Source organism: Thermomicrobium sp. CFH 73360 (assembly GCF_023806465.1).
Lineage (GTDB): Bacteria > Chloroflexota > Chloroflexia > Thermomicrobiales > Thermomicrobiaceae > Thermomicrobium.
This window is the reverse complement of sequence record NZ_JAMSLS010000011.1, coordinates 14,834-40,311: the sequence shown is the minus strand read 5'-3', so window position 1 is coordinate 40,311 and position 25,478 is coordinate 14,834. Positions and strand designations below refer to the sequence as shown.

At 59.9% G+C, this 25,478-nt stretch carries 24 protein-coding genes and 1 riboswitch; of the genes, 10 read left to right on the top strand and 14 right to left on the bottom strand.

Features of this window, described 5'->3' with window-relative positions:
- Together NET03_RS12780 and NET03_RS12775 are read right to left on the bottom strand one after the other, a co-directional pair.
- Positions 1-295 (bottom strand): ATP-binding cassette domain-containing protein (locus tag NET03_RS12780; protein WP_252129282.1); only part of this gene is annotated, 295 nt, incomplete at its 3' end.
- 62 nt (positions 296-357) lie between these two features.
- Positions 358-1,797 carry a bifunctional folylpolyglutamate synthase/dihydrofolate synthase gene (locus NET03_RS12775; RefSeq protein WP_252129281.1) on the bottom strand — a complete coding sequence of 480 codons (1,440 nt, stop codon included), beginning with the start codon at positions 1,795-1,797 and terminating at the stop codon, positions 358-360.
- Between the two features lie 76 nt (positions 1,798-1,873).
- Between NET03_RS12775 and NET03_RS12770 the strand changes: the two genes are divergently transcribed.
- From NET03_RS12770 to NET03_RS12745, 6 genes are all read left to right on the top strand, one after another.
- The gene (locus NET03_RS12770) at positions 1,874-3,124 is read left to right on the top strand and encodes an NnrS family protein (protein ID WP_252129280.1); all 1,251 of its coding nucleotides are present in this window, start codon (positions 1,874-1,876) and stop codon (positions 3,122-3,124) included.
- A 60-nt stretch (positions 3,125-3,184) separates the two neighbouring features.
- Positions 3,185-4,276 (top strand): iron-sulfur cluster carrier protein ApbC, encoded by a 1,092-nt coding sequence (gene apbC, locus NET03_RS12765; RefSeq protein WP_252129279.1) that lies wholly within the window; start codon positions 3,185-3,187, stop codon positions 4,274-4,276.
- Positions 4,277-4,341: 65 nt separating this feature from the next.
- On the top strand, positions 4,342-5,700 hold the full coding sequence (fabF, locus tag NET03_RS12760; RefSeq protein ID WP_252129278.1) for a beta-ketoacyl-ACP synthase II: 1,359 nt from the start codon (positions 4,342-4,344) through the stop codon (positions 5,698-5,700).
- Between the two features lies 1 nt (position 5,701).
- On the top strand, positions 5,702-6,661 hold the full coding sequence (speB, locus tag NET03_RS12755; protein ID WP_252129277.1) for an agmatinase: 960 nt from the start codon (positions 5,702-5,704) through the stop codon (positions 6,659-6,661).
- Between the two features lie 58 nt (positions 6,662-6,719).
- The gene (speB, locus tag NET03_RS12750; RefSeq protein ID WP_252129276.1) at positions 6,720-7,700 is read left to right on the top strand and encodes an agmatinase; all 981 of its coding nucleotides are present in this window, start codon (positions 6,720-6,722) and stop codon (positions 7,698-7,700) included.
- Positions 7,675-8,313 (top strand): DUF1989 domain-containing protein, encoded by a 639-nt coding sequence (locus NET03_RS12745; RefSeq protein WP_252129275.1) that lies wholly within the window; start codon positions 7,675-7,677, stop codon positions 8,311-8,313. Before speB (NET03_RS12750) ends, NET03_RS12745 begins: the two co-directional genes overlap by 26 nt.
- Positions 8,314-8,319: 6 nt before the next feature.
- On the opposite strand, the gene ureC is transcribed toward NET03_RS12745, so the two are convergent.
- Genes ureC through NET03_RS12720 form a run of 5 tightly spaced genes read right to left on the bottom strand, consistent with a single transcriptional unit; the run spans position 8,320 to position 11,360 of the window.
- Complete coding sequence (gene ureC / locus NET03_RS12740) at positions 8,320-10,020, bottom strand: urease subunit alpha (RefSeq protein ID WP_252129274.1); 1,701 nt, start codon at positions 10,018-10,020, stop codon at positions 8,320-8,322.
- Between the two features lie 13 nt (positions 10,021-10,033).
- The gene (gene ureB / locus NET03_RS12735; RefSeq protein ID WP_252129273.1) at positions 10,034-10,423 is read right to left on the bottom strand and encodes an urease subunit beta; all 390 of its coding nucleotides are present in this window, start codon (positions 10,421-10,423) and stop codon (positions 10,034-10,036) included.
- On the bottom strand, positions 10,420-10,725 hold the full coding sequence (locus NET03_RS12730; RefSeq protein ID WP_252129272.1) for an urease subunit gamma: 306 nt from the start codon (positions 10,723-10,725) through the stop codon (positions 10,420-10,422). Before NET03_RS12730 ends, ureB begins: the two co-directional genes overlap by 4 nt.
- On the bottom strand, positions 10,722-11,066 hold the full coding sequence (locus NET03_RS12725; RefSeq protein WP_252129271.1) for a hypothetical protein: 345 nt from the start codon (positions 11,064-11,066) through the stop codon (positions 10,722-10,724). Before NET03_RS12725 ends, NET03_RS12730 begins: the two co-directional genes overlap by 4 nt.
- A gap of 45 nt (positions 11,067-11,111) precedes the next feature.
- Positions 11,112-11,360: a helix-turn-helix domain-containing protein gene (locus tag NET03_RS12720; protein ID WP_252129270.1), complete on the bottom strand. Its 249-nt coding sequence runs from the start codon at positions 11,358-11,360 to the stop codon at positions 11,112-11,114.
- Positions 11,361-12,769: 1,409 nt separating this feature from the next.
- Here NET03_RS12720 and rpsU point away from each other — a divergent pair.
- Together rpsU and NET03_RS12710 are read left to right on the top strand one after the other, a co-directional pair.
- Entirely contained in the window at positions 12,770-12,994 is a 225-nt protein-coding gene (rpsU, locus tag NET03_RS12715; protein WP_252129269.1) for a 30S ribosomal protein S21, read from the top strand.
- 2 nt (positions 12,995-12,996) lie between these two features.
- Entirely contained in the window at positions 12,997-13,419 is a 423-nt protein-coding gene (locus tag NET03_RS12710) for a hypothetical protein (RefSeq protein ID WP_252129268.1), read from the top strand.
- On the opposite strand, the gene NET03_RS12705 is transcribed toward NET03_RS12710, so the two are convergent.
- From NET03_RS12705 to NET03_RS12680, 6 genes are all read right to left on the bottom strand, one after another.
- Complete coding sequence (locus NET03_RS12705) at positions 13,353-13,808, bottom strand: 4-helix bundle domain-containing protein (protein WP_252129267.1); 456 nt, start codon at positions 13,806-13,808, stop codon at positions 13,353-13,355. The two genes, NET03_RS12710 and NET03_RS12705, sit on opposite strands and share 67 nt — an antisense overlap.
- A gap of 8 nt (positions 13,809-13,816) precedes the next feature.
- Positions 13,817-15,871, bottom strand: a complete 2,055-nt coding sequence (locus tag NET03_RS12700) for a hydantoinase/oxoprolinase family protein (RefSeq protein ID WP_252129266.1) — start codon at positions 15,869-15,871, stop codon at positions 13,817-13,819.
- The gene (locus NET03_RS12695) at positions 15,868-17,139 is read right to left on the bottom strand and encodes an FTR1 family iron permease (protein ID WP_252129265.1); all 1,272 of its coding nucleotides are present in this window, start codon (positions 17,137-17,139) and stop codon (positions 15,868-15,870) included. The genes NET03_RS12700 and NET03_RS12695 overlap by 4 nt, the downstream gene beginning before the upstream one ends.
- Positions 17,136-18,269: a 4-helix bundle domain-containing protein gene (locus NET03_RS12690; RefSeq protein ID WP_252129264.1), complete on the bottom strand. Its 1,134-nt coding sequence runs from the start codon at positions 18,267-18,269 to the stop codon at positions 17,136-17,138. Before NET03_RS12690 ends, NET03_RS12695 begins: the two co-directional genes overlap by 4 nt.
- A 619-nt stretch (positions 18,270-18,888) precedes the next feature.
- Positions 18,889-19,554, bottom strand: coding sequence for a thiaminase II (gene tenA, locus NET03_RS12685; RefSeq protein ID WP_252129263.1), 666 nt, complete (start codon positions 19,552-19,554; stop codon positions 18,889-18,891).
- 17 nt (positions 19,555-19,571) lie between these two features.
- A complete protein-coding gene (locus NET03_RS12680; RefSeq protein ID WP_252129262.1) occupies positions 19,572-20,219 on the bottom strand; it encodes a TenA family protein in 648 nt (215 codons plus the stop codon).
- 52 nt (positions 20,220-20,271) lie between these two features.
- Positions 20,272-20,390: riboswitch (TPP riboswitch) on the bottom strand.
- 568 nt (positions 20,391-20,958) lie between these two features.
- On the opposite strand from NET03_RS12680, the gene NET03_RS12675 reads away from it, so the two are divergent.
- Both NET03_RS12675 and argS read left to right on the top strand, forming a co-directional pair.
- Positions 20,959-21,738: a sugar phosphate nucleotidyltransferase gene (locus NET03_RS12675; RefSeq protein ID WP_252129261.1), complete on the top strand. Its 780-nt coding sequence runs from the start codon at positions 20,959-20,961 to the stop codon at positions 21,736-21,738.
- 15 nt (positions 21,739-21,753) lie between these two features.
- Positions 21,754-23,913, top strand: coding sequence for an arginine--tRNA ligase (gene argS, locus NET03_RS12670; RefSeq protein WP_252129260.1), 2,160 nt, complete (start codon positions 21,754-21,756; stop codon positions 23,911-23,913).
- Positions 23,914-23,922: 9 nt separating this feature from the next.
- Here the strand turns inward: argS and NET03_RS12665 are convergent, their stop codons facing one another.
- Complete coding sequence (locus NET03_RS12665) at positions 23,923-25,368, bottom strand: LCP family protein (protein ID WP_252129259.1); 1,446 nt, start codon at positions 25,366-25,368, stop codon at positions 23,923-23,925.
- Positions 25,369-25,478: the final 110 nt, after the last annotated feature.

Genomic DNA, 25,478 nt, shown 5'->3' with positions numbered 1-25,478 from the left:
GCGGGAACAGCGCGTAGTTCTGAAAGACCGTATTCACGTTGCGCCGGAACGGTGGGGTACTCCCCATCGGACGGCCTTCGATCCGGATCTCACCGGCTGTTGGATGCTCAAAGCCGGCAATCATGCGGAGTGTTGTGGTCTTCCCGCAGCCAGACGGTCCGAGCAGGGAAAAGAACTCCCCCTGTTGAATCTGCAGAGAGACCCGATCAACGGCAACGACACCATTGTCAAAAACTTTTGTCAACTCAACCAATTCAACATCGATGGGCCGCTCCAACGGTCGCATCCCTCCCATGCCGGTCTCGCTTTGTGTGGCTGAACGGGTCAGCCCGACAGTCAATTCTATACCGGACGCAGTCATTGTCGACAAGCCGCCTCGGCTTCTGTGGCCGTTCTCTGGGCACGTTTCGGCCAGCACGTCTGCTGGGTAACAATGTCGGCTGCCGGATACCAGTGTTCGCGTACCTGACCGACGAGATACAGCGACCCAGTCACGAGCACTTGGTCTTCCGGTTTTGCGAGGGCGAGCGCGGTTTCGATCGCAGAATCAACATCGGGGATGGTCAAGGCGGTGCAACCATAGGATGCAAAGATTGCTGAGAGTGAGTCTGGATCTGCTGCCTCGCGCAGAATTGCGCGTGGTGCTGTCGTGATCGCGATATCAACCTGCCTGGCGAGTCGTGCAGCCATCGCAGGAGCGTCGTGGCCATCGAGAACTCCGAAGATGACGATACGTCGCCCCGGCTGGGGTAACCGATCCAACGCGGTGAGGAGCGCCTCAAGCTTTTGTGGGTTGTGAGCTCCGTCGAGCACGACGATCGGTGCGCGCTGCACAATCTCGAATCGGCCTGGAAAACGAGCCGTCGCAAGACCGTGTGCGATCGCCTCATCAGACAGGTGCGCAGCGAGTTCGGGCGAGAGCGCTCGAACTGCTGCAACAGCCAGGGCGGCATTTAGCGCCTGAAAGTCACCGTCAAGACCAAGCTCATACTTGCGCTGGTGTAGCCTGTCGACGAGGTAGCTCCTACCTTCCTCCAACACATGGTCAAAATCGCGTCCTCGCAGGAGAACACGTAACGGAGCGCCGACAGTGGTGGCTTCGGCCTGGAGAACACCGAGAAGTTCCGGCTCCGTGACACCGGTGATGGCGGGACGACCAGGTTTGATGATGCCAGCCTTATGCCACGCGATGTCACGGATGGTTGGACCGAGTGTCCGAAGATGATCCAGTCCGACCGTGGTAATCACCGAGACCTCAGGCTGCACAACGTTGGTCAGGTCGAATCGGCCACCGACGCCGACCTCCACCACAGCGATGTCCACACGCTCGGCGCGGAAAGCGTTGAAGACGAGAGCAGTCCAGAACTCACCGTACGTGAGCGGTTGGCCGCCACGAGCGACCCAAGAGCGCACGGCTTCGTCAAGTTCAGCGACCAGATCAGCGAACCGTTCAGCGGCGATCAGCCGGCGTCCAATTTGCAGCTTTTCGGTCTCGACTTGTAGGTAGGGGGAAACATGCAGACCGACCCGATAACCAGCGCTGTCCAGGATACTGGCAATGAACGCTGCGGTCGAGCCCTTGCCGGAGGTTCCCGTCACGTGGATAACCGGATAGGAGCGATGTGGGTCGTTCAGGAAGCTGAGAAATGCGCGCAGTCGCTCAAGTCTTCGCTGCGCCCGCAACCGTACGACCTCCGGCAGTGTACCTGGTGGCGGGCCCGGCGGTGCTTGGATCAAGGCGCGCAAATAGGAGACAGCCCAACGATAACGGGCATCCAAGAAGGTAAGGTCATGCATATGGTGATGACTCCTCTATGCTGCAAACACTAACGCCCCAGTGGCGCCGCGATTCTACCAGGTGGTGAGGCCGACGATGTCGCTCCTCGATGTGCGTTCCCTGCCACCCTGGCGATTATTCGCCGGCAGTGCCGTATTGACGAGTATGCTCTTCGGGTTTGTGGTCGGAACATGGCTCTTTGTTGCGCCGCTGCTCGGCGTTTCGCCGGAGCGTCAGCTCGAACTCGTTCGCCTGCACGGCCACGTGCAACTGTACGGCTTTGCCATCGCACTGACCATTGGTGTCGCCTATTGGTTTCTCCCTCGCCTGTGGGGTATGCCGCACACGACCATGATGCATCCACTCCGGAGCTGGGTGCTCCTCTTTGGTGGGATGGCGATCCGCACTCTTGGTGTTTTCCTGGGCCAGTATGAGCTCGTCCTTTTGGGAGCTATCACGGAGTCGGTTGGTGGAGCGTCAGTCGCCATCGATTTTGCTCGACTCGTCGCACAGCGGCCAGCAAGTGGGAAAGAGCGCGATCCAGCGGTGCTGCTGGCGATCGGTCTCACTGCAGTCGCCTTGCCGTTGGGACTGGGAGCCGACACGCTCGGGATTGCTGGAGCGTCGTCGGTAGGGACCCAGCTCGGCGTTTTCCTCGGGTTCTACGGCGTTGTGGTGCCTGTAGCGCTGGCGATGTCAGGCCGATTATTCCCGCTGTATTTTCGGACTCGCATACCGAACCGAGGAGGCCTCGCTGTGACGATCCTCTTGAATTTGGTGGGGCTGGTTCTGCGATGTTTCGGAGTGGTCATTGGACACGGAGAGAGCGTACGATTAGGAGGCGCGGTGCAGGGATTGGGGATACTGGGGGCGATTGTTGCCTTGCGCTTGCTGGAACCTCGGCGAGCGCTGACGGGGGTTACACGTGTACTATGGCACGATCCGACAGCGTGGATGGCCACTATCGCCTATGGCTGGTTCGCGGTGGCTGCCATCTGGCTCATAGGCACTGCTGTGGCCGAGAGTGGGAGGGCCGTGACACTCGAGTGGCACCTCATCGGAGTGGGCTACCTACTCACATTGATCTTTGCGGTTGGCTCACACTTGCTTCCTGGTTTTGCGGGGCAACGATCGCGTGCACCCCGTGCTGGTTGGCTGCTCCTGGTGGTGGCGCTCGGAATGACAAGTTTGCGGTTGCTGGCAGCTCTCACCTCGGGTGGCCTGTCGTCTGTTGCTGGTAGTCTCGCTGGTCTGTTCGGAATGGGTGCGATGGCGGTGTTCGCGTGGCATGTCGGTCTTCTTGCATCGCGCGGGAGGCGGCCACACGGTCGGGAACCGACGTGTTAGGATACGCTGTAGTTACGAAAGTCTCAGGTGCCTGCGTGCACGGATAGGGGTCGGCAGTCGATGAGCGAGTTGACACGGGAACAGGTGCTTGAAGCGTTGCGACCGGTACAGGATCCGGAGCTCCACCGCAGTCTGGTCGAGCTCGGGATGATCAAAGATATTGCCATTGAAGGGGCGAATGTGCGTGTCCAGGTTGAGTTGACAACGCCAGCCTGCCCCTTGCGCGAGCGCATTCGGAGTGACGTGGAGGAAGCGCTGCGTGGTCTTCCCGGGATCAAGCAGGTCGATGTCCAGTTCTCGGCTCGTGTGCGCGCGGCCGGCACTGGCCTTCCAGACCGTCAGCCGATTCCGGGTGTGAAAAACACGATCGCTGTGGCCAGCGGCAAGGGAGGCGTTGGAAAGTCGACGGTCGCGGTGAATCTCGCCGTAGCGCTGGCGGAGGAGGGCGCAGCTGTCGGTCTTCTCGACGCTGATGTGTACGGGCCGAGCATTCCCTTGATGCTGGGGGCGGAAGAGCAGCCGGGCCTGGTGGACAACAAGATCATTCCGGGACGGGCGTATGGGCTCGCGGTGATGTCGGTAGGATACATCTTAGATCCAGAGAAGGCACTGATCTGGCGAGGTCCGCTAGTATCCCAGCTTCTTCGTCAATTTCTCAGCGACGTCCAGTGGGGCGAACTCGATTACCTCGTCATCGATCTTCCACCCGGTACTGGTGACGTTCAACTGACGTTGGTTCAGACGATTCCGCTTTCGGGAGCGATTATCGTCACAACGCCGCAGGACGTTGCCCTCGCGGATGCAGTCAAGGGGCTCCAGATGTTCCGCGAAGTGAAGACGCCGGTGCTGGGGATCATCGAGAATATGAGCTACTTTGTCTGTCCGCATTGCGGACACGTCGCAGAGATTTTCGGATCGGGTGGAGGTGAGCGCGTGGCGAACAAGTACGGCGTTCCGCTGCTCGGCCAGATCCCGATCGATCCCGCGGTCCGTGAAGGCGGTGACACGGGCGTTCCGGTTGTGGTTGGACATCCCCAATCGGTGACGGCGCAGGCGTTCCGGGAAGCGGCCCGTCAGGCAGCAGCACGACTCGCGGTGGAAGCAGCCAAGAAACCGCGAAAACCGACTCTCCTGTTGCGTCCGAACCGCTAAGGGAGTTGGGTTATCTGTTCGGGTGCGCTACAGCATGCTAGGATCCGGACTGGGAAGGGGAGGGTATGCGCTGCCACCACTGCGGTGATCAGGTACCTGAGGGTGCTCGCTTTTGCCCTTGGTGTGGCGCGCGAATGAGCAACGGTACCGGGCCGGTTCGTCGACGCGTCGTCATCACCGGTCTTGGGGCAGTGACGCCACTTGGGCTGAGTGCCGAGGAGACGTGGCATCGTGTACTGCGTGGTGAATCGGGAGTGCGTCGGATCGAGCGGTTCGATCCCAGTGAACTTCCCGTGCAGATTGCTGCAGAGGTACGAGGCTTCACGCTCGGTGATTGGGTCGATCCAAAAACCGCTCGACAAATGGCGATGTTCAGTCAGTATGCACTCGAAGCTGGGGGGCAGGCGCTCCGAGACGCAGGACTCAAGAGCGACGACCTCGATCCCGCGCGGGCTGCGGTCGTGATCGGTACTGGGGCCGGTGGAATGGCGACCATCCTGGAGACGCAGGAGCTCGCCCAACGGCGGGGGCTAATGCGGATTTCGCCACATTTCATGACCACGTTCCCGCACAACATGCCAGCCTATCACCTGGCGCAGGCATTCCGCTTCGTTGGACCAAGTCTCACGATTTCGACGGCTTGTGCGACCGGCGCGCAGGCGATCGGCGAGGCGGCCGAGATGATTCGTTCCGGCGCGGCAGATGTTGCATTGGCCGGTGGAACCGAGTACTGTGTCTTTCCGCTGTTCATCGCCAGTTTTGCCGTGCAGCGGGCGGCTTCGACTTGGAATGATCGGCCAGAGGCGGCGAGCCGGCCGTTCGATGCCCAGCGCCATGGCTTCGTCGTCGGTGAGGGCGCAGGGATCGTCGTCCTGGAGGCACTTGACCATGCGCGCGCACGCGGTGCCCGGATCTACGCCGAATTGCTGGGGTATGCCTCCAGTAACGACGGCTTCCACCCGATTGCGCCGGATCCCGAGGGAAGCGGGGCAGCACGGGCAATGCGTGCCGCGCTTGACGATGCGGGCGTAATGCCGGAAGCCGTAGACTACATTAATGCACATGCCGCTTCAACGCCCCTCGGTGATCGGGCGGAAACGGTCGCGATCAAGGCGGTCTTTGGGGAACGCGCGTATCGCATTCCGATCAGCTCGACCAAGTCGATGATTGGGCATCTGATGGGTGCCGCGGGGGCCGTTGAGTCGATTATGACGATCCTCAGTATTCGCGACGGGATGGTGCATCCGACTCGCAATTACGAGTTCCCAGATCCGGAGTGTGACCTGGATTATGTGCCGGAGGGAGCGCGCCGGCATCGCGTGCGCGTCGCTCTCAAGAACTCGTTCGGGTTGGGTGGGCAAAACTGCTGCCTCGTCTTTGCGGCATGGGAGGATGAACAGCGCGCCGAGCGGCAAGGAGGATGAGATGCCGAAACGGTATGCGCCGGTGAGTGGGCTTGAGAGCCCACGGTTCGCAGGCATTCGAACGTTCGCGCGCCTGCCATACGTTCGTGACCTTGATGGAGTCGACGTCGCGATTGTCGGGGTGCCTTTTGATACTGGTGTGACCTATCGTGTGGGAGCGCGGTTTGGCCCAGCAGCAGTACGCGAGATGTCCGCGATGTTGCGTACCTATCACCCTTCGCTGGATGTCGATGTGTATGAGGTGCTGTCTGTGATCGATTACGGTGACCTTCCGGTTGTGCCGGGATACATCGAGGACAGCTACGAGCGTATCGAGAGCGGCTTGCGGCCCCTCTTCGATCGAGACATCGTTCCGCTTGTGATTGGTGGAGATCATTCGATTACCCTGGCCGAGCTCCGGGCCGTGGCTCGGCGATACGGTCCAGTGGGGTTCGTCCAGTTCGATTCGCATACCGATACGTGGGACGAATACTGGGGGAAGAAGTACACCCACGGGACCCCGTTTCGACGGGCCGTGGAAGAGGGGTTGATCGATACGCGGCGGGCGATCCAGGTGGGAATGCGGGGGTCGCTGTATGGCCCCGAGGATCTGGATCAATCCCGTGCACTCGGTTTCGAGGTGTGGACCACCGACGACATGCGTCGCACCGGCCTTGGGGCCGTCAGTGAAGCGATCCGCCGTCGCCTGGGACGTGGACCAGTCTTCGTCAGTTTCGACATCGACTTTCTTGATCCGGCCTACGCGCCAGGGACAGGGACGCCGGAAGTCGGAGGATTTACCACGCGGGAAGCACAAGAGCTCCTACGAGGTCTTGTTGGTGTAGACGTTGTAGCGGCGGATGTCGTCGAAGTTCTACCGGCGCACGATGTGAGCGGTATCACGGCACTCGCTGCGGGGAATGTCCTGTTTGAGCTTCTGGCTGTGCTCGCCGTGAACCGGCGCACGTCCACCGTGACCTGAGAACAAACTGAGGTGTGGAGGAGGCCACTGTGAAACAGCCGGATCGGAAGAGCAGCAGATGAGCAGTACACCGAGGATCCACAATTCCGCGCCGTGGCAGCCCCGTTTCAGTGGGATCCGTACCTTTGCGCGGCTTCCCTATTCACGGAGCCTTGACAGTGTCGATGTCGCAATCGTCGGTATTCCGTTCGATACCGGCGTCACGTACCGGCCGGGTGCGCGATTCGGGCCAGCGGCGGTGCGCGAGCACTCGTCGCGCATCGAACAGTTTCATCCCGTGCTTGGTGTGGATATTTTGGCAGAGCTCTCGGTCGTCGATTACGGCGATCTTCCTGTGGTTGCCGGATATACCGAGCGAAGCTTCCAGCTCATCGAAGAAGGGATAGGCTCACTCGTTGAGTCTGGAGTGATCCCGATTGGTATTGGTGGTGACCATTCGATCTCGCTGCCGGAGCTTCGTGCCGTCGCGCGACGGTATGGACCGGTGGCGCTGGTGCATTTCGACTCGCATGTGGACACCTGGGACACCATTTGGGAGACGAAGTACAACCACGGCACGCCGTTTCGTCGGGCAGTGGAGGAGGGATTGGTCGATCCGGGCCGCTCGATCCAAATTGGTATCCGTGGGTCTCTCGGGGGACTGGATGAATTGGAGCAGTCGCGCGAACTCGGCTTTGAGGTCTGGACTGCCCGCGACGTGCGACGTGCGGGACTCGCGCGGATGTGTGAGGTGATCCATCGTCGAGTGGGGGTATCTCCGGTCTTCTTGAGCTTTGATATTGATTTTCTCGATCCGGTCTTCGCGCCGGGCACAGGAACCCCAGAGGTGGGAGGTTTTGCGACCTGGGAAGCGCAGGAACTCCTCTGGGGGCTGGTGGGGCTGGACATTGTGGCAGCGGATCTGGTTGAGGTCTTGCCAGACCGCGATCCTGCCGACGTGACCGCGCTCAATGCAGCAAACCTTATCTTCGATATGATCGCGGTCATTGCCGCGACGAGAAGGGAGAGAGGCTATGGCGCAGCCGATAGCGCCCAGTGAGCACATCTTGTTTGGCCGCGTGCCGAAGCGAGCGGCACAGGTGCGGCCAACGGTGCCGATCGCTTTTCCATTGAAGGAGGGGCAGCTTCTCCAGATCACCGATGTCCAAGGAAAACAGGTTGCGGACATGGTGGCCTTCAACTTGCACGATGTCCGCGAGTATCTCTCGACGTCACACACGCGTGCGATCAATAACTCGCTCGTTTTGACTCAGGGGATGATTCTCTACAGCAATCGTCGCAATCCGATGCTCGTGCTCCTCGAAGATACGGTTGGTCGCCACGACATCCTCTTTCCAGCGTGCGATCAGCGGCGATACCTGGACGACTATGGCATACCCGACCATCCAAACTGTAAAGATAACTTCTTGAGTGTTCTTGGGGAGTATGGTATCCAGGAGGATGATATCCCCGATCCCGTCAACTGGTTCATGAATGTTGGTATCGTCGCCAAGGGACGTTTCGAGATTCGGGAACCACTCTCGGAGCGCAATGACTATGTGTTACTTCGAGCACTTATGGATCTTATTATCGCAGTTTCCGCGTGCCCGCAGGATCAGAATCCGTGTAATGCTTTCAATCCGACCGATATTCTTGTTCGGATCTACGATTAGCCGGTGTCAGGCGATGAAATAGCGAACGGTGAGGGGGAGTTCCTCGGCGGGCGGAATGGAGACGGTCTGGCCGTCAATCGCGACTTCCAGGGTCGTCGGATCCACGCGAACACGAGGTGAGGCTGTATTGTAGTACATCGCGCCTTTAAAGATCTGGCGGGTGTTACGCACAGCGACCGGACGACGTTGCAGTCCGTACCGAACGAAGGCTCCAGTTTCAAGAGCAACAGGTGCAACAAATGCGACGGCCAAAGCCGCCGGAGCGCGGCCGAGTCCGCCGAACATTGCTCGATAGATCAACGGCTGACTCCAGCGGGTAGAACCCATACCGTCACCGACAGGAGCCCAGACCACAAACCCGCCTTTGATGACTGCAGCCGGCTTGGCACCAAAGAAGGCCGGATGCCAGAGCACAATGTCAGCAAGTTTTCCGGGCTCTAAACTACCGACCTCATGGTCGAGGCCGTGGGTGATGGCAGGGTTGATCGTGTACTTTGCCAGATACTGCAGGATTCGCGGATTGTCATCACCAGTACCGGTCGTTGGGTCAAAGCCACCTCCGCGGACCTCTTTCATGCGGTGTGCAAGCTGCCAGGTGCGACTGATGACTTCGCCGATGCGTCCCATACCCTGCGAATCGGAGGACATGATCGAAATGGCGCCCAGATCATGCAGGATGTCCTCGGCGGCGATCGTCGTTGCCCGCACTCGGTCATGGGCAGCAGCGACGTCGGTTGGGATATCTCGTGACAGCCGGTGCACCGCGACGATCATGTCGAGCAGTTCAGCGGTGCTGTTTCGAGAGTATGGGATCGTCGGACTAGTGGAGGAGCCGATAATGTTCGGCTCGGACACAATCTCCAGGACGTTTGGTGCATGTCCACCGCCGGAACCCTCGACGTGGTAGGCGTGGATGGAGCGGCCATTGATCGCCGCGATCGTCTCACGAAGCGATCCCGCTTCGTTCAGCCCATCGGTGTGGAGCGCGACCTGGACTCCGGCTTGGTCGGCAACAGTGAGGCACGTATCGATGACCGCAGGGAACGCGCCGACATCTTCGTGGATCTTGAATCCGGCGCACCCGGATTCAAGGTGCTCGACGAGTTGTGCGTGGTCGGAGGATCCCCGTCCAAGCACAGCGAGATTGAGCGGGATTGCTTCAAAAGCCTCAAAGAGGTGCCGTAGATTCGTCGCTGGGTTGACCCCAAGATCCCACACGCCGCCGGATCCCTGGGCAACGAGCGTGGTAATACCAGCACTCAGCGCCGCCGGGATCACGCTGGTCGAAGAGAGGTGGACATGCGCGTCGATTGCACCAGGGGTGGCGATCAGACCCTCTCCAGGGATTATCCCTGTGGCATTGCTGATTAGCAGTTCCACGTCGTCCATGACGTCTGGGTTCCCGGCGCGACCGAGAGCGACGATGCGGCCGTCCTTGATACCGATGCTGCTTTTGAAGATGCCAAGCACTGGATCCATGACGATGACGTTGGTGATCACCAAATCGAGCTTGCTTGGTCCATGGTCTCGGCTTGTCAGCATGCCGTCACGGACCGGTCTCCCAAAACCGACGAGCGGCTCAAAGCCGGGTAGGGTATCGTCTCGTTCAATTCGGGCAAATAAATTTGTGTCAGCCAAGCGGACTCGGTCGCCGGCTGTCGGTCCATACCACGAGGCGTACCGCCTTCGGTCGATACGGATGGGCACACCCGGGCTCCTTTCACTCCTCGGGTTGGTGACAAAAGCCACGGTTGACAAGTTCTTGCAGCAACGCGTCGAGGTCAGCCGTATCCAGCGGTCCATCAACGAGGCCATGGAATCCGCGGACAATGCGTCGTCCCCTGATCGGGACAAGTGGGACCTCAAGGGTCTGGCCGGGCTCGATCCGGATAGCCCAACCCACAGGAATATCGGGACGCATGCCAAATGCCTTCCGGCGGTCGAAGCAGAGGTCGGGATTCGCTTCGAAGACATGGAAGTGGGCAGTGAGGTGCACCGGGACGGCGCCGCGATTGGTGATGCGGACAACAGTGACGGGGAGGCCAGCGTTGATCTCGACTTCCCCTTCGCCGGGGACGATACCACCAGGCGGAATGAGAATGTCCCTCATCGGATCGGATCCCTTACTGTCACGAGGCGTGTGCCGTCCGGGAAGAGTGCGTCGATATACAGGACGTTGAGCATTTCAGGAACGCCTGGGAGGACGTCATCGCGGGTAAGGAGCGAACAGGCGTGAGCAACCACCTCCTCGTATGGGCGCCCGGCGCGGGCCTCCTCGTACACCTCATCACAGATAATGGCTGCGGCCTCCGCATAGTTGAGCTTGATACCCCGCGCACGGCGACGGCGAGCGAGCTCGGCGAGTGTGAAAACGGTGAGACGATCGAGTTCCTTCGGTGTGAGGTACATCATGGCCTCCGCGTGGGTTGAGGAGTAGGCTCGGCACTTTCACTTCCGGCTGGCGAAACATCGCCAGTCATATCCAAGAGTAGTTCAAGGCGCGTTCGGTAGGGGATGCGGTGTTGGCGGAGAAGATTGACAACGTTCACGCTGCGGTAACCCGACGGCAATTTGGGATCTGGGTGGGTGGAAATGGCGAGTCGGACTGGGAGAAAGCGTCCAAGACGACCAGCCCGAATCGCTTCGGCCAGGAGATCCAGATCGGCATGCCCGGGGACATCCTCAATCCAGAGGTCGGGCGGTCCGGAGAAGGGATTGCGGTCCAACCAGATGTAGAGCCTCTGCTCGGCCATGCGGCACTTCCCTGCCACAAGAGAGCGTGCATCGGGCAGCGATGGTCAGGACGTGAAAGGAATCCAGGTCTCGGCCGCAGGCAGTCGGATGCTGTCCCGCTCGTGAGATGCTGGCTGCAGACGGAGCAGTGCTTCCAGGTCGGATCGCCGATAGAGGCGCTCACGACGGATACCGCGGCGATAGCTCCGAAGCCGGCCGCGGCTCGCATAGGCATAGAGCGTTTCGCGCTTGACGCCGAGCAGCGCCGCTGCTTCTTCGGCTGTCAGATACTCGACACCGTCGATTTCAATCATTGATCGCTCCCCTGACTGCCTCGCAAGCGGAGAGTATAGCATCGTCATTCCGGGAGATGTCTCGACTCTCGATGAGTGGATGAGACCAGATGTTCCAGTCTCGACAGCGCAGTGTTCCTCCTGACCTCTGGCTGCGGAGATTCGGGGCCGAGAACTAGGCACCAGACCAACCGCCGGCCGTCACCTGCGAGGCACGCTGTGCGACCATATAATTCGGTATGGTCAAGACGGATCATCAGTTTCCACCACGGTCTCTTGATGAGCCTTGGTCTTCCCCGTAAAGGGGATGTGCGTTCGCACCAGCATGACGCGCATTGAAGATGTCCGGCGAAGGATTGAACGCATGCTTCCTCCGACATGATCTTGCTCCTCCTCAGAGCCAGTCTGCACACTGCTGACGAAGTTCAGACTTTCTCAATGATCTCCTGCCGGATCGGATTTGCTTTGGCGGCGAACTATGGACGAGCATTTGGGCTGGAGACTATTGCGACGGGTTCGCATACTGAGCAGTATGACCCTGTTCGGTATCGACCCGAAGGACCGGTCGCACGTGTGAGTCGGACATGTCGGGGTCGCGGTGACGTCGTTTCGACGGCGGCGGTTAACTGCAACACCATGTCGTAGTAGTGCCGATTCGGCTACTACTTGACTCGTAGCGTAGGGTGGAATCACGTACGACACCGTTCGAGGTGCGAGCCAATGGCGTCGTAAACGGCACCCGGCGCATGGTGGAGTCAGGGAAGACTAGGTATGAAGCGAGCACAGCGTACGCTTGGCAAACCTGGAAGGGTTTGGTCACATTCAGACTCCAGTCTACTGATCACGCTCCGGGCTGTGAACCACGAAGGTACTCGCAGAGCGGGGATGCTCCGAGGAAATACGTCGTGGCATAGTCACTCCGACCAACGACCGATGAAGAGGTGGCACACAAGTGTTTTCCCCAACGGCTGCAGCACGGGGAACTTCCCGAGAGCGACAAGTTTCATCAGTTACTCGATCGGGTCGGTGGCACCGGCGACAATGTGGTGATCGAAACCGATGCTATTCTGGCTTTACCAAGATACTGCTATTCGTTCATCGGCTTCGACTTCCGAGCCGAGCCCGTATTTCAGATTGGTGAAATGAGTGCCGCTGCATCGGGGGTTCACGCCTGGTGTGAATCAGTGCGTTGACAAATGATCGTTAATCAACTGTGTTGGCTCCGTGCAGCCAAGACGCCGCCTGGGGACACATTGTCCGGACGACGGATTGGGCGAAGAATCAGTTCGCTGGGAATTGGGTGCTGAGGGTCATGAGAAACGGGGCTTATCGAGATTGTGCACCATGAATTGCCAGTGTGGTAGGATACAGAGGTGTGCCGGCACGGTGTTTCGTGCCAATCCGGGTGCACCGAAGGGGTGTGAGGTCAGGTGGCGAAGTCGGTTCATGTCGAGCTGCGCGAGAACGAGAGCTTCGACGCGCTTCTGAAGCGGTTCACCAAGGAGCTCCAGAAGGCGGGAGTACTGCGTGACTATCGCGCAAAGCGGCACTACGTCAGCAAGTCGGAGCAGCGCCGGGCAAAGATCCGCAAAGCGGAGCATCGGCGCCGCCGCAAGCTTGCGAAGCTCGCCAAGAAGGGCCAGGTTGGGCTCTGAGTGTGCGACGCGCACCGGGCACTGCTGACCACAAGCAGGAACGCTCGTTCTTTGGAGTCCTGAGCGAACAAACGTGGCTGTTGCCGGTGGCGACGGCCACGTTCGTTCTTTTTGTCGGCGGACCGATCGTTGCTGTCCTGCTTTTTTCGGCCACGGCCTGGCTGATTGTGCCTTTCTTGCTCCCATCGTTCATTGTGACCTGGCTCGGACTCGTTGTTGCTCTCGCGGACCTGCTGCAACGTCCAGCGTACTTGTTTCCCGGTGGACGGACGCTCTGGCTGATCATGATCGCGCTCTTCAACGTCCTCGCGTTCCTGCCGTATTGGCTTTTTGTCGCTCGGCGGCCGAGAGTTTCCCGTCAGCCAGAGTTCTCGGTGGACTCCATTGGGCGCAGTGCTTGCTCAAGTTCCCGCACGAGTTCCTGAACCTCTGCTGCTGGTGCTCGCGTATTGACAGCAGTCTGGAGTTCCTCGAAGAGACGATCTACGGGATCACGGTATTCCGGTGAGACCGCCTCACGAATGGCTTCCCATTGCGCCCGAGCCCGTTGGACTGCTGTCTGGGCAGCAGCGTACTCCTCCAGTTCTCGCACCTGTCCATTGCGAACAACGTGATCCGTGTAGAGGGACACCTGCAAGACGTCAAGCTCTGCCTGGATCCGCTCAACCACGCCAGTGACCTCGGGACGGGGAACAGGACTCTCGCGCGACGACGCCCAGAAAATTACTGCAATGGCAAGTACTATGATGCCGAGTGCAATCGCAGCAACACCGAACCAGCCTACTCTCCGGCTCTGTGGACGAACGACGACCATTAGCTCCCTCACAGACGTACCGGATGCCCAATGAGTAGGCAGCCTGGTTCATCAGCATCTGCCGGCGCCTGGACGGTCAGTGCACGGTCAAAGAGGAGACAGCGTGAGCCAAGAATGGCACAGGCACATCCCCCAGTTGGGGCTGGGAGCGAAAGTTCCGCAGAGCTACGAACCGCGCGGCACCAGCCATCTGCGGCGCGGAAGCAGATTGAACCGGTACTATCGACCACGACGAGTGGCCGGCGCTCACGCCGGAAGGGACCAATCCCACGACGCACGACGGCCGTGAAGACACGGTAAAATGCGTTTTCAAACTGGAGTTCGATATCGTGCGGCGGAACCCCAAGGGCCTGTGCCGCCAGTTCCAAGGCCTCGGCGCGACTGATCCGCATTTCGGTAGAACTTGTCGATGGCTCCTGAACGGCTGTGGCGCGAATGCGTGAGGCCTGTCTTTCCGGAATCGGCTCGACGACGACTTGCACGCTGCGTCGATCTGCACCGAGAGCCACGAGACGGCGCTCGACACGCTCAATGGCAGTGAGGAGCTCGGATCCGGAACGGATATGCACCTCCTCAATCAGATTCAGCGGCGTGGTCGCCGCACCGATCGAGGCCATGACCTCAGCGTGTTGCGCGATCATGAGGGGAAGTTGGAGTCTTTGGGCCAGTGCCGGTGCAAGCACACCAGCACCGCCCCCAAGGCCGATCAGTTGTGGCTCTCGCAGTTCATAGTCCTGTATCAGTTCTCGTGTCAGCGGGACGAGTGTATCGACGGCGCGCCCCAAGACTTCCCTTGCAGTCTCGTCCACCGTGCGCCCGAGGAGGTCAGCAAGCGGTTGGAACGCAGAGCGGGCGCGCTCACGGTCACCAAAGGCGTAGTCGTGCGGCGCGAGCCATGCGAGTGCATTCGCCGCATCCGTCACTGTTAAAGCGGCAGTTCGCCCGTTTCGATCGCGGACCATAACGTAATCGGGAGTGTCTCCCGGTTGCGGTGCGATCGTGGTGATCAGAAAGGGTGGCTCGAGATCGCTGGCGAAACTGACGTAGGGTAGGCCAGCAATGTGAGCACTCCGTGGACCAATGCCGATGATTCGGCCCCGCTTGACGCGGATCAGTGAACCGCCGCCAAGCCCTGCGACATGGACGTCGACAGAGCGCAGACAAGTTGGGTGGTGCAGAATGCGCACGTAGCGCAGTGTTGGGCGGCCATCGCGAATCACGCCCAGGTTCGTGCTGGTGCCACCGACCTCGACAAAGAGTGCATCGACGGTCGGATGTCCCCGGAGCGCGCCTGCGACACTTGCGGCTGGGCCGGACAGCATGCTTGCGACTGGAAGTTCAGCAAGTTGGTCGATCGGTGCTACGCTCAGATCGCCCGTCAAGATCATGGCGGGGGCGAGGATTCCAGCTTCGCGCAATGCCGCGCGTACCCACTCTGTCGTCTCACGCATGCGCGGCAGAATACTCGCGTTGATCGCTGCCGTCACGGTGCGAACTTCCAGACCATAGAGGCCGGTCAGCTGATGGCCCGCCGTAGCAGGAAGACCAAGTTCGCCGGCTATGGCAAGCGCGAGACGCTCCGGCTCTGGATCTTCAACGGCGTAGGCAGCCGAAATCGCAACAGCATCGGCGCCAGAGCGGTGCAGCGTCTCGAGCGTAGCCCGTACTGTGTCAGCGTTCGCGGCCTCACGATCAAGGTAGGCGTAATGGAGTGTGAGTGTGCGTCCGGGCGCGAGTTCAACCTGTTCCAAACGCGTGCGCTGTTGTGTCTGCCGCCGCTCAGCGCGTGGGCCGATCGCGAGAATCCCGACCGGTACAACGTCCCCTTCGAGCAGTGCATTGACCGCTTGGGTTGTGCTGAGCGTCACCACGCGGATAGTCTCAGGCGGGATACCAGCGTGGTGGATCAGCGTCTGTAAAGCCTCTACGGCTCCGGCCGCGACACCGTGTTTGGCGTGATGCGTGGTTGGGACGGCGACGTGAGCGAGGAGTTCGCCAGTCGCCTGATGGAGCGCAACCGCCTTGGTGAACGTACCGCCGACATCGATGCCGATGCGGATCACGCGATCCCCCTCCCTCGATCAGTTGCTCCCAGCGCACGTTTTGCTGGTGCTGATCGGTACCAGGACCAGCCGGCCCATCCCCACGCGGCCAGATAGGCAGCAGCGAGTGTTGCCTGTGTCAGGAGAACCTCTCGTGTCGGATGGAGGCCCAAGAGGTCCAGGAGACTGCGATTCAGATTGGGTAGCTGGAGAACCGAGATTGGGAGATAGCCGAGCATTTGAACTTCCCATACCGCGTGACCCAAGATGGCGAGGGACAAGATCATAATGATCAGAATTGCGATCGAGAGGAAGGCTCGTAAGGGGAGCCGTCTGCCAAGGCCGATGATCGTCCATCCCAATGCCACCAGAACAACGGCAGCCGAGAGGATACCCAGCAGAACCCAAAACTCCAGCCGGCGAGCCATGAGCAGGAGCGACTGGTACAGGACTGCTGTCTCTGCGCCTTCGCGGTAAACGGCGGTGAAGCCCAGGAGCGCGACCGCTGATGCCTTGCCGGTTGCGATCGCCTCCCACGCGTGCCCTCGGAGGTGTTCCATCCAACGGCGGATGTCAATTCGGCGCAATAGCCAGAGGCTGATCGAGATCATCAGCACCACCGCCAAGAGTGACATTCCAATCTCTAAGAGTTCTCGACCGACCGGAACCACCCGCAGGACCACAACGAGAGCCAGCCAGGTGAAGAGACTGGCAGGGATTGCAAGAGTGACTCCGATCCAGAGGGGACGGCGAAGACGCGGTTGATGGGTGCCCAAATAGCCGAGCAAGGCGGCGATAACGAGAATCGCTTCGATCCCTTCGCGAAACAGGATAGAAAAGGAGGCAAGCCCGACGAAGAGGGGTGCAGCAAGACCAGGACCTCCGACGAGCCGCTCGACCTCCACAAGTCCGCTGTCGATGTCCATGAGAAGCCGTTCGATTTCGGAAGATGGCGCCCCGCGCTCGATGAGTTGCCGCCATTGAGCGAACTTGACTTCCATCGCGAACGTGAAGTTGGGGTCGGCAACGCGGAGTGGGATTTCGACAAGCTCAAAATGGTCAAGGTATGCCTGCCGGGCGAGACGGAGAGCGCGCTCGCGGTCTCCTTCCCGGTAGGCCTTCTGGCTGTCCTGCATGAGTTGACGAATCGCTGTCAATTCTTGCTGCAAGGTGACACTCGGCGAAGGAGGTTCGGCGACAGCGCACGGTGCGGCGAGCGTAACCAGTACCGTGAGTAGCGTGACGAACCATCCAAGCCTTGCCAATTGGCGCCGCGGAGCGACGGTCACCGGAGCACCTCCTCAACCTCCTCGAGCGCGCTCTCTACAGTGCGAATGAGCTGCTCGACTTCTCCCACCGGGCGCCCTGCGCGGATCGCGTCGCGGATCGCCTTAAAGTCCCTTTCAAGCTGTTCGACGAGTTCGCGATGCCCGCGCTCCAGCAATGCTGGCTCGAGTGCTTCGAAACCCTCTAGGTAAGCGTTGGCCGCTTCTTCGTAGGCCCGGTCAGGATCGCCGGTGCGGTAGGCTTGTAACGTGGCTGCGAGCATGTCGCGAATCTTCGAGAGCTGCTCTTCGGTTGAAGAGGGCGCTGAAGCAGTGATACCGAAGGCGTTGCGCAGTTCACTTGCCAGGTGTTGCAGTCGCTCGCGGGCCGTATCAGCTTCGGCAATCGTCGCTCCCGGAGCATCGGAGAACTGTGCGAAGGTCGTCTGAGCCAGTGCCTCCAGGTCTTCCTGTGCTTCAGTTATTGCACCTTGCCCACTTGCTGGTGCGGTCGAAAGCACGATTGGAAGCTCGCTACGCAAAACGTGAAAGAAGCCCCAGGAATCCTGAAACTCCTCGACATTCACGATCCGCCCGTTCTCAACACCCTCAGAGAACTCGGTAGCGATAGACTCTGCCAGAAGCGCCAGTGCTGCAGCACGCGTCACATTTGGTTCTGGAGATTCATCGACGATGGTTCGGATCACATTTTGGACCGCTTGGCGTGCTGTGTCATTTCGTGATGCGGCGTCATTGGCCTGCTGCTTCGCCGTCTCCAGGTAGTCATCCAGCGCTCCGCGGACGCTGGCGAGGTTACGAGCCGTAAGGGCCGCTTCGACGCTAGCCCAGTATTCGGCGGTCGGATGAGCCGCATGCGCTTGGACGAGTGTCCAGTTCCCTCGCTCAAGGTTGGCCCGGCTCGCCTCCAGGTGACCCAGCATCTCGTACAGTGTCGCGACGAGTTCGGTGTCATCCTTGTGGGAAATCGCTGTATGACCAGTGTGGGGTGAGGCTGTTGGAGCAGTTGTGGCTGGTGACTGGCTTGCTGAGTGGGTACCAGGTAGTGCCTCGTTAGATGAGAGACATGCTGCGAGAACAAGCGCCAAAATTCCACAAAGAAGCATCGACCGAATGGGGATCCTCGTCACACCCACGCCTTCATCCCTTCATTGGAACGCGATTTATCTGCTCTGTCGTTCCCCGATTCGGTCGCCGGCGACCAAATCCGAGTAAATCACTCGGGATTCATTCTAGAGAGCGACCAGGGGCATGTCAAGCACCCTACGTGCGAGGGAGTTCAGCGCCTACTGAGGTGGTGGTCTACTGGTTCAGGTGATCGCACGTGGTTGCCGCGGATAAAGATGTCTGCACTTGGTGACCTTGTGATGCTCCTGGCGTTTCCTCAGTATCATCTGGTGCGGGGCTGAGGTGGCGAGTGCTCGAAGCGTCTCTGGAGTTCGCTGCATGTGCTTGTGTTTGAAGGAAGAACTGGGCGAGAAGGGTGAGTGAGTGAGCAGGTCGACGTCGCTCTGTCACGTGAACGTTCCCAGCGAGAAGCCTTGGACTGAACGAGGCTCCCGAGTGTTCAGCGTCTCCGTATCCACCTCTCCTTTTCACCGCTTGGGAGACGGTGGCGTTCGCATCACGTGCCTCAGGGCCTCCCTCGGGCAATTCACGGTCAGCGGCGTGCGGTCATCCTTCTCAGGACAACGGTTGCAGCACGCGGAACGTGCCCACGGCTATCCTCACGCGGTTTTGAACCAGCGCGACGCCTCAGACCGGCCAGGACTCCATGCGCCAGGCAGCGTCCCAGAACATCCATTCGTACCGTGACGTGGTCACAAAGTGCGCGCGGACGGCCGCGCGACGTCCCTCGGGGAAATCCGCCACTGCTTCGTCGGTCACGTCGATGACCGCCCGCACGACCTGGGCATACTCCTCGGACGCATAGGTCGCGATCCAGCGCTGATAGAGTGGATTCGGAGAGCCCGCTTTCTCCAGGTGTTTTCCCACTTCCCAGTAGATCCAGTAGCACGGCAGGACTGCTCCAAGGAGTTCCTCGAAGGGGCGATCATAGGCAATGCGAAGGAGATACGAGGTGTAGGCTAAGTTTGTGGGCGCATATGGAGTTGCAGCGATCTCTTCCGGCGAGAGTCCCCATTCGCGGAAGAAACTGTCATGGAGCGAGCGTTCCACGACCAACGCAACTTTGGCATGATCCGCAAAGAGTTCACACCAAGGATCGCGCGGTGACCTGGCTGCTGCGAGAGCCAGACAGCGTGCATAGTCCCGTAAGTATAGGGCGTCTTGGACAACATAATAGCGAAAGGCATCTTCAGGAAGCGAGCCATCCGTCAGGCCACGAACGAAAGGATGAGCGAGGATGGCTGCGAAGATGTCAGCGATTGAATTCCAGAGTTCTTCAGTAAAGCGAGGCATCGATGACTCCTTCCCGTTCAGATCGGCCATGTCGTGCCGGTATAGACCATGTCCCAAAACAGGTACTCATAGCGTGCTGTAGCGAGGAAGGCTCGGCGAAGTGTCGGATACTCGGCGGTGCTCGACCAGCGGACAAGCTGTGCTCCGAGCCAATCGACCCACGCGGCGAACTGTGGGCTTGTCCAGTTCTCGATCCAGCGTGCGTAGGGTTCAGCGAGGCCGAGTGCTTGGCGGACAGTGGACCAGGCGTCGTAGTACGCCTTTTCAGCCCCCCAGAGGACCGCGAGCGTCTCTCCGAGCGAGCCGGTTGCTGCAGTAGCGAGAAGAAAGCTGGTATAGCCGAGGCATACCGGAGTGGGCTCGACCTCGAGCTGCAGCCCTTGTTGACGGGCATAATCCTCGAAGATGGTGAGTTCGTTGCGGAAGGCAACCGCTGCATCGAGGAGGCCGCGGCGGAGTTCTTCGTCCGGTGCGCGGGCGATGAGTAGTGCGAGGAAACGCAGTCCGTCCTGGACGAACCGGTAGTCTTGCTGCACCCAAAAGTCGAAGCGTTCACGGGGAAGATGACCGGTGGCGAGTTCACGGAGAAACGGATGTGCTGTCATGGCCTCCCAGATGGGGCGCGCTTCGGTTAAGAGCTCATCGAGGAGGGGGGTAGACATCATCTCACCTCCGAATGACCCGTCTCGAATGGGCTGGCGATTCTCGTCGGGGGTGACTTGCGGACCTGCGGCCTCCCTTCGCTGGTATTACCCAGATCAGGTCGCTACCGGTCGGCGGCGGGATGCTCAGCCGCCCTCTCAGCCCGGTTCACCCGAGCTCCCGGGGCACGCCATCACCTCCACGGTAGTCGTGCGACGCCTGCGTGTCAAGGGGCGAATCGGCCTTTGGAGAGCGACATCATGGCACTTGTCACCAAGGGGGTCTTGAATCTGCGCGGACAAGCCTCGCATCGGAGCGACACGTGTGGGATGCGTGTTCCGCACCTCGTCGTGTTGGCGGCTGAGCGTCTGTGTTGATCTTGGCTCCCCGGTTCCTTTGGTAACTCGATTTCGGTCTCCTGGACAAGCCGGAACCTTGATTTCACTTCAGTCTTGGCTCGTACCAGGTGGGGGGCGGCCAAGCGAAGGGGGAGAAAGAGGGTAGCTGCGGGCCGCTTGGCATGCTTCCTAGGCTGGCACACGCCGTCATGGCCTTAAGCCTCAGGTATCCAGATGAGCAACGCCGACTGACACACGTTGCGTCGCAGCTACCGTTGCGTCGCGTCAGAGCGTGCTGCGGATCGCATGAGTACGCGAAAGGGCGAGAAAGCAGGGCAGAGGGAAGCGGTCGTTATACTAGGAGCAAGCCCTGTGCCCAGGAAGCGCTGCTGAGCACAGGGCGGGCACGCGACAGGGGGGACGCATGAAGGGGGTCGTCCTCGCAGGGGGCTTGGGAACGCGGCTCTATCCACTGACGTTTGCGACGAACAAGCACCTCTTGCCCGTCTACGACCAGCCGATGATCTACTACCCCATTCAAACCCTGGTGAAGGCTGGTATTGACGAGATCATGGTCGTGACTGGTGGCCCGCATGCGGGGGACTTTCTCCGTGTCTTGCGGAACGGGCGCCATCTTGGCGTCCGTCACCTTGAATATGCGTACCAGGAAGAAGAACGTGGGATTGCGGACGCCTTGAGTCTTTGTGAGGAGTTCGCTGACGGTGAGCATATCTGCGTTATTTTAGGCGATAATACGACTGATGCGGATATCCGCCCAGCAGTCGAGAGTTTTACCGGCGGCGCGTTAATCTTCCTCGCGCGAGTTCCTGACCCACATCGCTTCGGTTGCCCGGTGTTCGATCCGAATGATCCGACGCGGATCCTTCGGATTGAGGAGAAGCCGAAGGAACCGAAGAGCCCGTATGCGGTCACCGGGCTGTACCTTTACGACAGTCGGGTCTTCGATTTCATCCGGGAACTGGAACCCTCGCCGCGCGGTGAGCTGGAGATCACCGACGTGAACAATCGTTACCTGGAGCTGGGGTTGTTGCGCTGGGTGGAGCTCAGGGGGTTCTGGAGCGATGCCGGGACGTTTGAGAGCTTGCATCGCGCCAATCGCTACTGGGCAGAACGACGTGGATACCGCGATCCTGAGACCGCCGCGTGTCAGCCGACGCTCGCTGGAGGGCAGAGCACACATTGACGACACGGAGGCACGATGTTTCAACGCGAAGCGGAACGAGCAGCAGAACTGATCAACACAGCCTTAGAAGCCCTTGGGTACGGTCGACGTGCGCTGGAGATGCGGCCGATTCCGTTCCCAGGCGTGTGGGGCACGTCGACGACCGTGTGTTACCAGATTGCCAACGAGCAACTCGCTGAGGAACTTGAGGCGGCAACGGTTGGCCTTTCTAAGAAGGAAGCCAAGCGTCTAGTTCAAGAGCGCGTGCGTGAACGGGCTCAGGCGATTGCCGAGGAACTCGCGACCTGGCTTTCAACCCGCGGTGACTTTGCTCGGGTGGAGGCGGTCAACGGGTACTTGAATATCGTGTATGACACCGCTCGTTTCGCTCATGAGGTGCTGCGGGCAGTCTTGGCTGCTGGAGCGAACTACGGACGAGGAGCTCCGTGTGGCGAGCGAGTCATGGTGGAGTATTCCCAGCCCAATACCCACAAGGCATTCCACGTGGGGCACCTCCGGAACGTCTGCCTTGGAAATGCGCTGAGCCGAATTTTACGCTTTGTTGGCTTCGATGTCCTTGAAGCGAACTACATTGGTGACATCGGCCTGCATGTTATTAAGTGCTTGTGGTGTTATCTGCGCTTCCATCGCGGAGAGGAGCCGCCACGCGAGCAGCGGGGACGCTGGCTCGGTGAGATTTACGCCGAGGCGGATCGGCGGCTGAACTATCGTCAAGACGTCGTCGAGCTGCTGAACGAACTCGTGCAATCGGATCCGGTCTTCCCGCAGGCGATCGACCGGATGCTCAAGGAATTGTGGCGTGTGCATAAGGTTGGAGAGGACATTGCGTATCTCCTGGGCCAGATCGCTCACGGGCGTGAGATTAATCCGGACGCGTTCTACGATGAGCAGACCATCGTGAAGTTCTGGTCGATCGTCGGTCGGCAGTTGGAGCAGGAGTTAGCGGAGGCACGCGTCGTCGCGGAGCAAGCCCCTGAGGACAAGGCCATCCAGCGGGTTCGCCAGCTTGAAGAGTGGTACGAGCGCTGGCGTCGGCTGGCAGCGACGTTAGACTGGTGGCCGCACGTCCCGCTATGGGAGCGCGAGGTTCGGGAGACGTTCCAGCGCTGGGAACGCAAAGATCCGGAGTTCCTCCAGCTCTGGGAAGAGACCCGTGCCTGGAGTATGGAGGAGTTCTATCGGATCTACGACGAGCTTGACGTGCACTTTGATGTGTGGTTCTTCGAGAGCGAAGTCGAGGAGGAAGGACGGCAAATTGTCCGTGAGCTCCTGGAACGCGGGATTGCGGAGATCAGTGAAGGTCTGCCGGTCGTCAAGATCGACGAGAAGCTTGGGTTGGAGAAGGAAACGTACCGGACGCTGCCCATCCTCCGCTCGGATGGCACAACGCTCTATTCCACGAAAGATCTCGCCCTAACAAAACGGAAGTTCGAGCAATACCACGTCGATCGGGCGATCTGGGTAGTGGACGTTCGACAAACGCTGTATCTGCAACAGATCTTTAAAGTCATGGAACTGTGGGGGTTCCAGCAGGCGGCAAAGTGCTACCACTTGGCATATGAAACGGTCATGCTGCCAAGCGGTGCGATGAGTAGCCGCATGGGCAACGTGGTGCTGTACGAGGACGTGGCACGACAAGTCCTTGAGCGGGCACTGGAAATCATCGAGGAGAAGAACCCAAGCCTCCCGCCGGACACCAAAGCTCTCGTCGCGCGTCAGGTCGGGTTGGGGAGCCTGAAGTACGGCATGCTTTCACGGGACAACAACCGCGTGATCGTTTTCGACATTGAGGAAGCATTGTCATTTGAGGGGCATGCCGCGCCGTACATCCAATACGCGCACGCTCGGGCGTGCCGGATTCTGGAGAAGGTCGATGCACTCCCGGAAGGACCGTATGCCCTTGAGGATCTGACGCGGGAGGAGATTGACCTTATCGAGCAAATCGCACTCTTCCCGGACGAGGTGCAGCGCGCGGCGGACGAATACAAGCCACTTATCATCGCGAACTTCGTCTACGAACTCGCAAAGCGCTTTAATGAGTTCTATCGCGTTTGCCCGGTGTTACAGGCACCGGAACCGCAACGCTCGGCGCGGCTCGCGATGGTGGCAGCCGTGCGACAGACGCTTGCCAACGGCCTCGCGCTGCTTGGCATCGCTGCCCCAGAGGTGATGTGACCGAAGGCGCTATGAAGACGCTGTCGGGGTGGGGATCGGCTCCGGCGTCGGCTCCGGAGTAGCCGTTGACCCGGGGGTTGGCTCCTGGGTTGGGAGCACCGTCAGCTCGACAGTCGGCGTTGGGAGCGTAGGGGAAGGTTCGGGCGCTGGGGTCTCGAGTATTCCGGGAGTTGGTGTTGGCTCGGGTTCGGGTGTGGGGGATGCAATGAATTCAGGTGGTGGCGTCTCGACCGGCTCGGCGAGTTCGGGTGCGACCGGCCGTGCAGGCACGCCAGGCGTGGTCGCGCGAACCTGTGGTCGCGGCTGCCCTTCACGCGGTGGGAACATCTCGTCGAGGATTGCCTGGATGGCACTCCAATTCGGTATGAGATAGAAGGGTTGTCCAGGTTCCCAATAACTCGTTGTTGCCGGGAGGAGTGTGTAGGAGCGGATACGATCGCGTGGGATTTCGATACCCAGCTTGGCCAGTGCGAGCACCTGCGCCGGGCTGAGGTCCGTTCGGACCGTCTCGCCAAGCGAGTCAACGAGCTGCGGTGCCTTCCGGATGAGATCGAGTCGGAGGCCTTGCTCTTGGAGGGCACGCAGCACCTGTTGCTGGCGATAGCCTCGTGCGAAATCGTTGTCGTCATGACGAGTGCGCACGTAGCGAAGAGCGGTGCGTCCATCCATGCGCTGAAGGCCGGGTGCGAAGTAAATACGCGTGTAGTTGTAGTTCTCTCCTGGATACTCGTCATCCTTAATCGGTGCGGGAACGTCGACCACGACGCCGCCTAATGTATCGACGATCCGGACGAAGCCCTCGAAGTCGACCTCGGCGTAGTAATGGATGGGAATGCCAAAATTATATTCGATGGTTGCGCGAACGAGTCCGGGTCCGGTGATAGGGGAGTTTGCACCGAGGGGATAAGCGGCGTTGATCTTCTCTTGACCATAGCCAGGAATGGTGACCAGAAGGTCGCGCGGAATCGAGAGCATGCTCACATCCTTGGTGAGTGGATCGATTGTGACAATAATGATGGTATCGGATCGGGGAACATCTTCCGCTTCACGCCGGTCAACGCCGAGTAGGAGCACATTGATACGATCTTTCTTCTCCCAGTTTGGGAGCTGGATCGCGGGGTCATCGGCGGTGAGGAGAACGACTTCTGGCGTACCCTGCTCATTGATGACCACTGTTGCGCGTGGCACTGGTGTGACGAAGACTCGCTGGTAAGCTCGCCAACTTGCCCAAGCGAGAGGGCCGAAATATGCGAGCAGGCCTGCGGTCAAGACGAGCGCGAGTGTGACAACCAGAAGACGTAGCGGTGAGCGCCGAGACCTCGTCGGTGGCGGAGTACTGTCCGGGAATGCTGCCTCGTGATCAGCATATCCGTGGCGAGCAGCCCGGAGTTCACGGGGCGTCAGGCGGACGAACGGCTGGGCCGGTGTTCCTTCTGGTGGTTCGGTCCTCGACATCGTACTCCCTTTCGGGGCTCGGGGCGCTGGCGCGCCGCGGAGGAGTATAACAACGTCACGCTCTTCGGCAGCGGCAGGCGGACAGCGGTTGACGATTCGTGTTGAGCAAC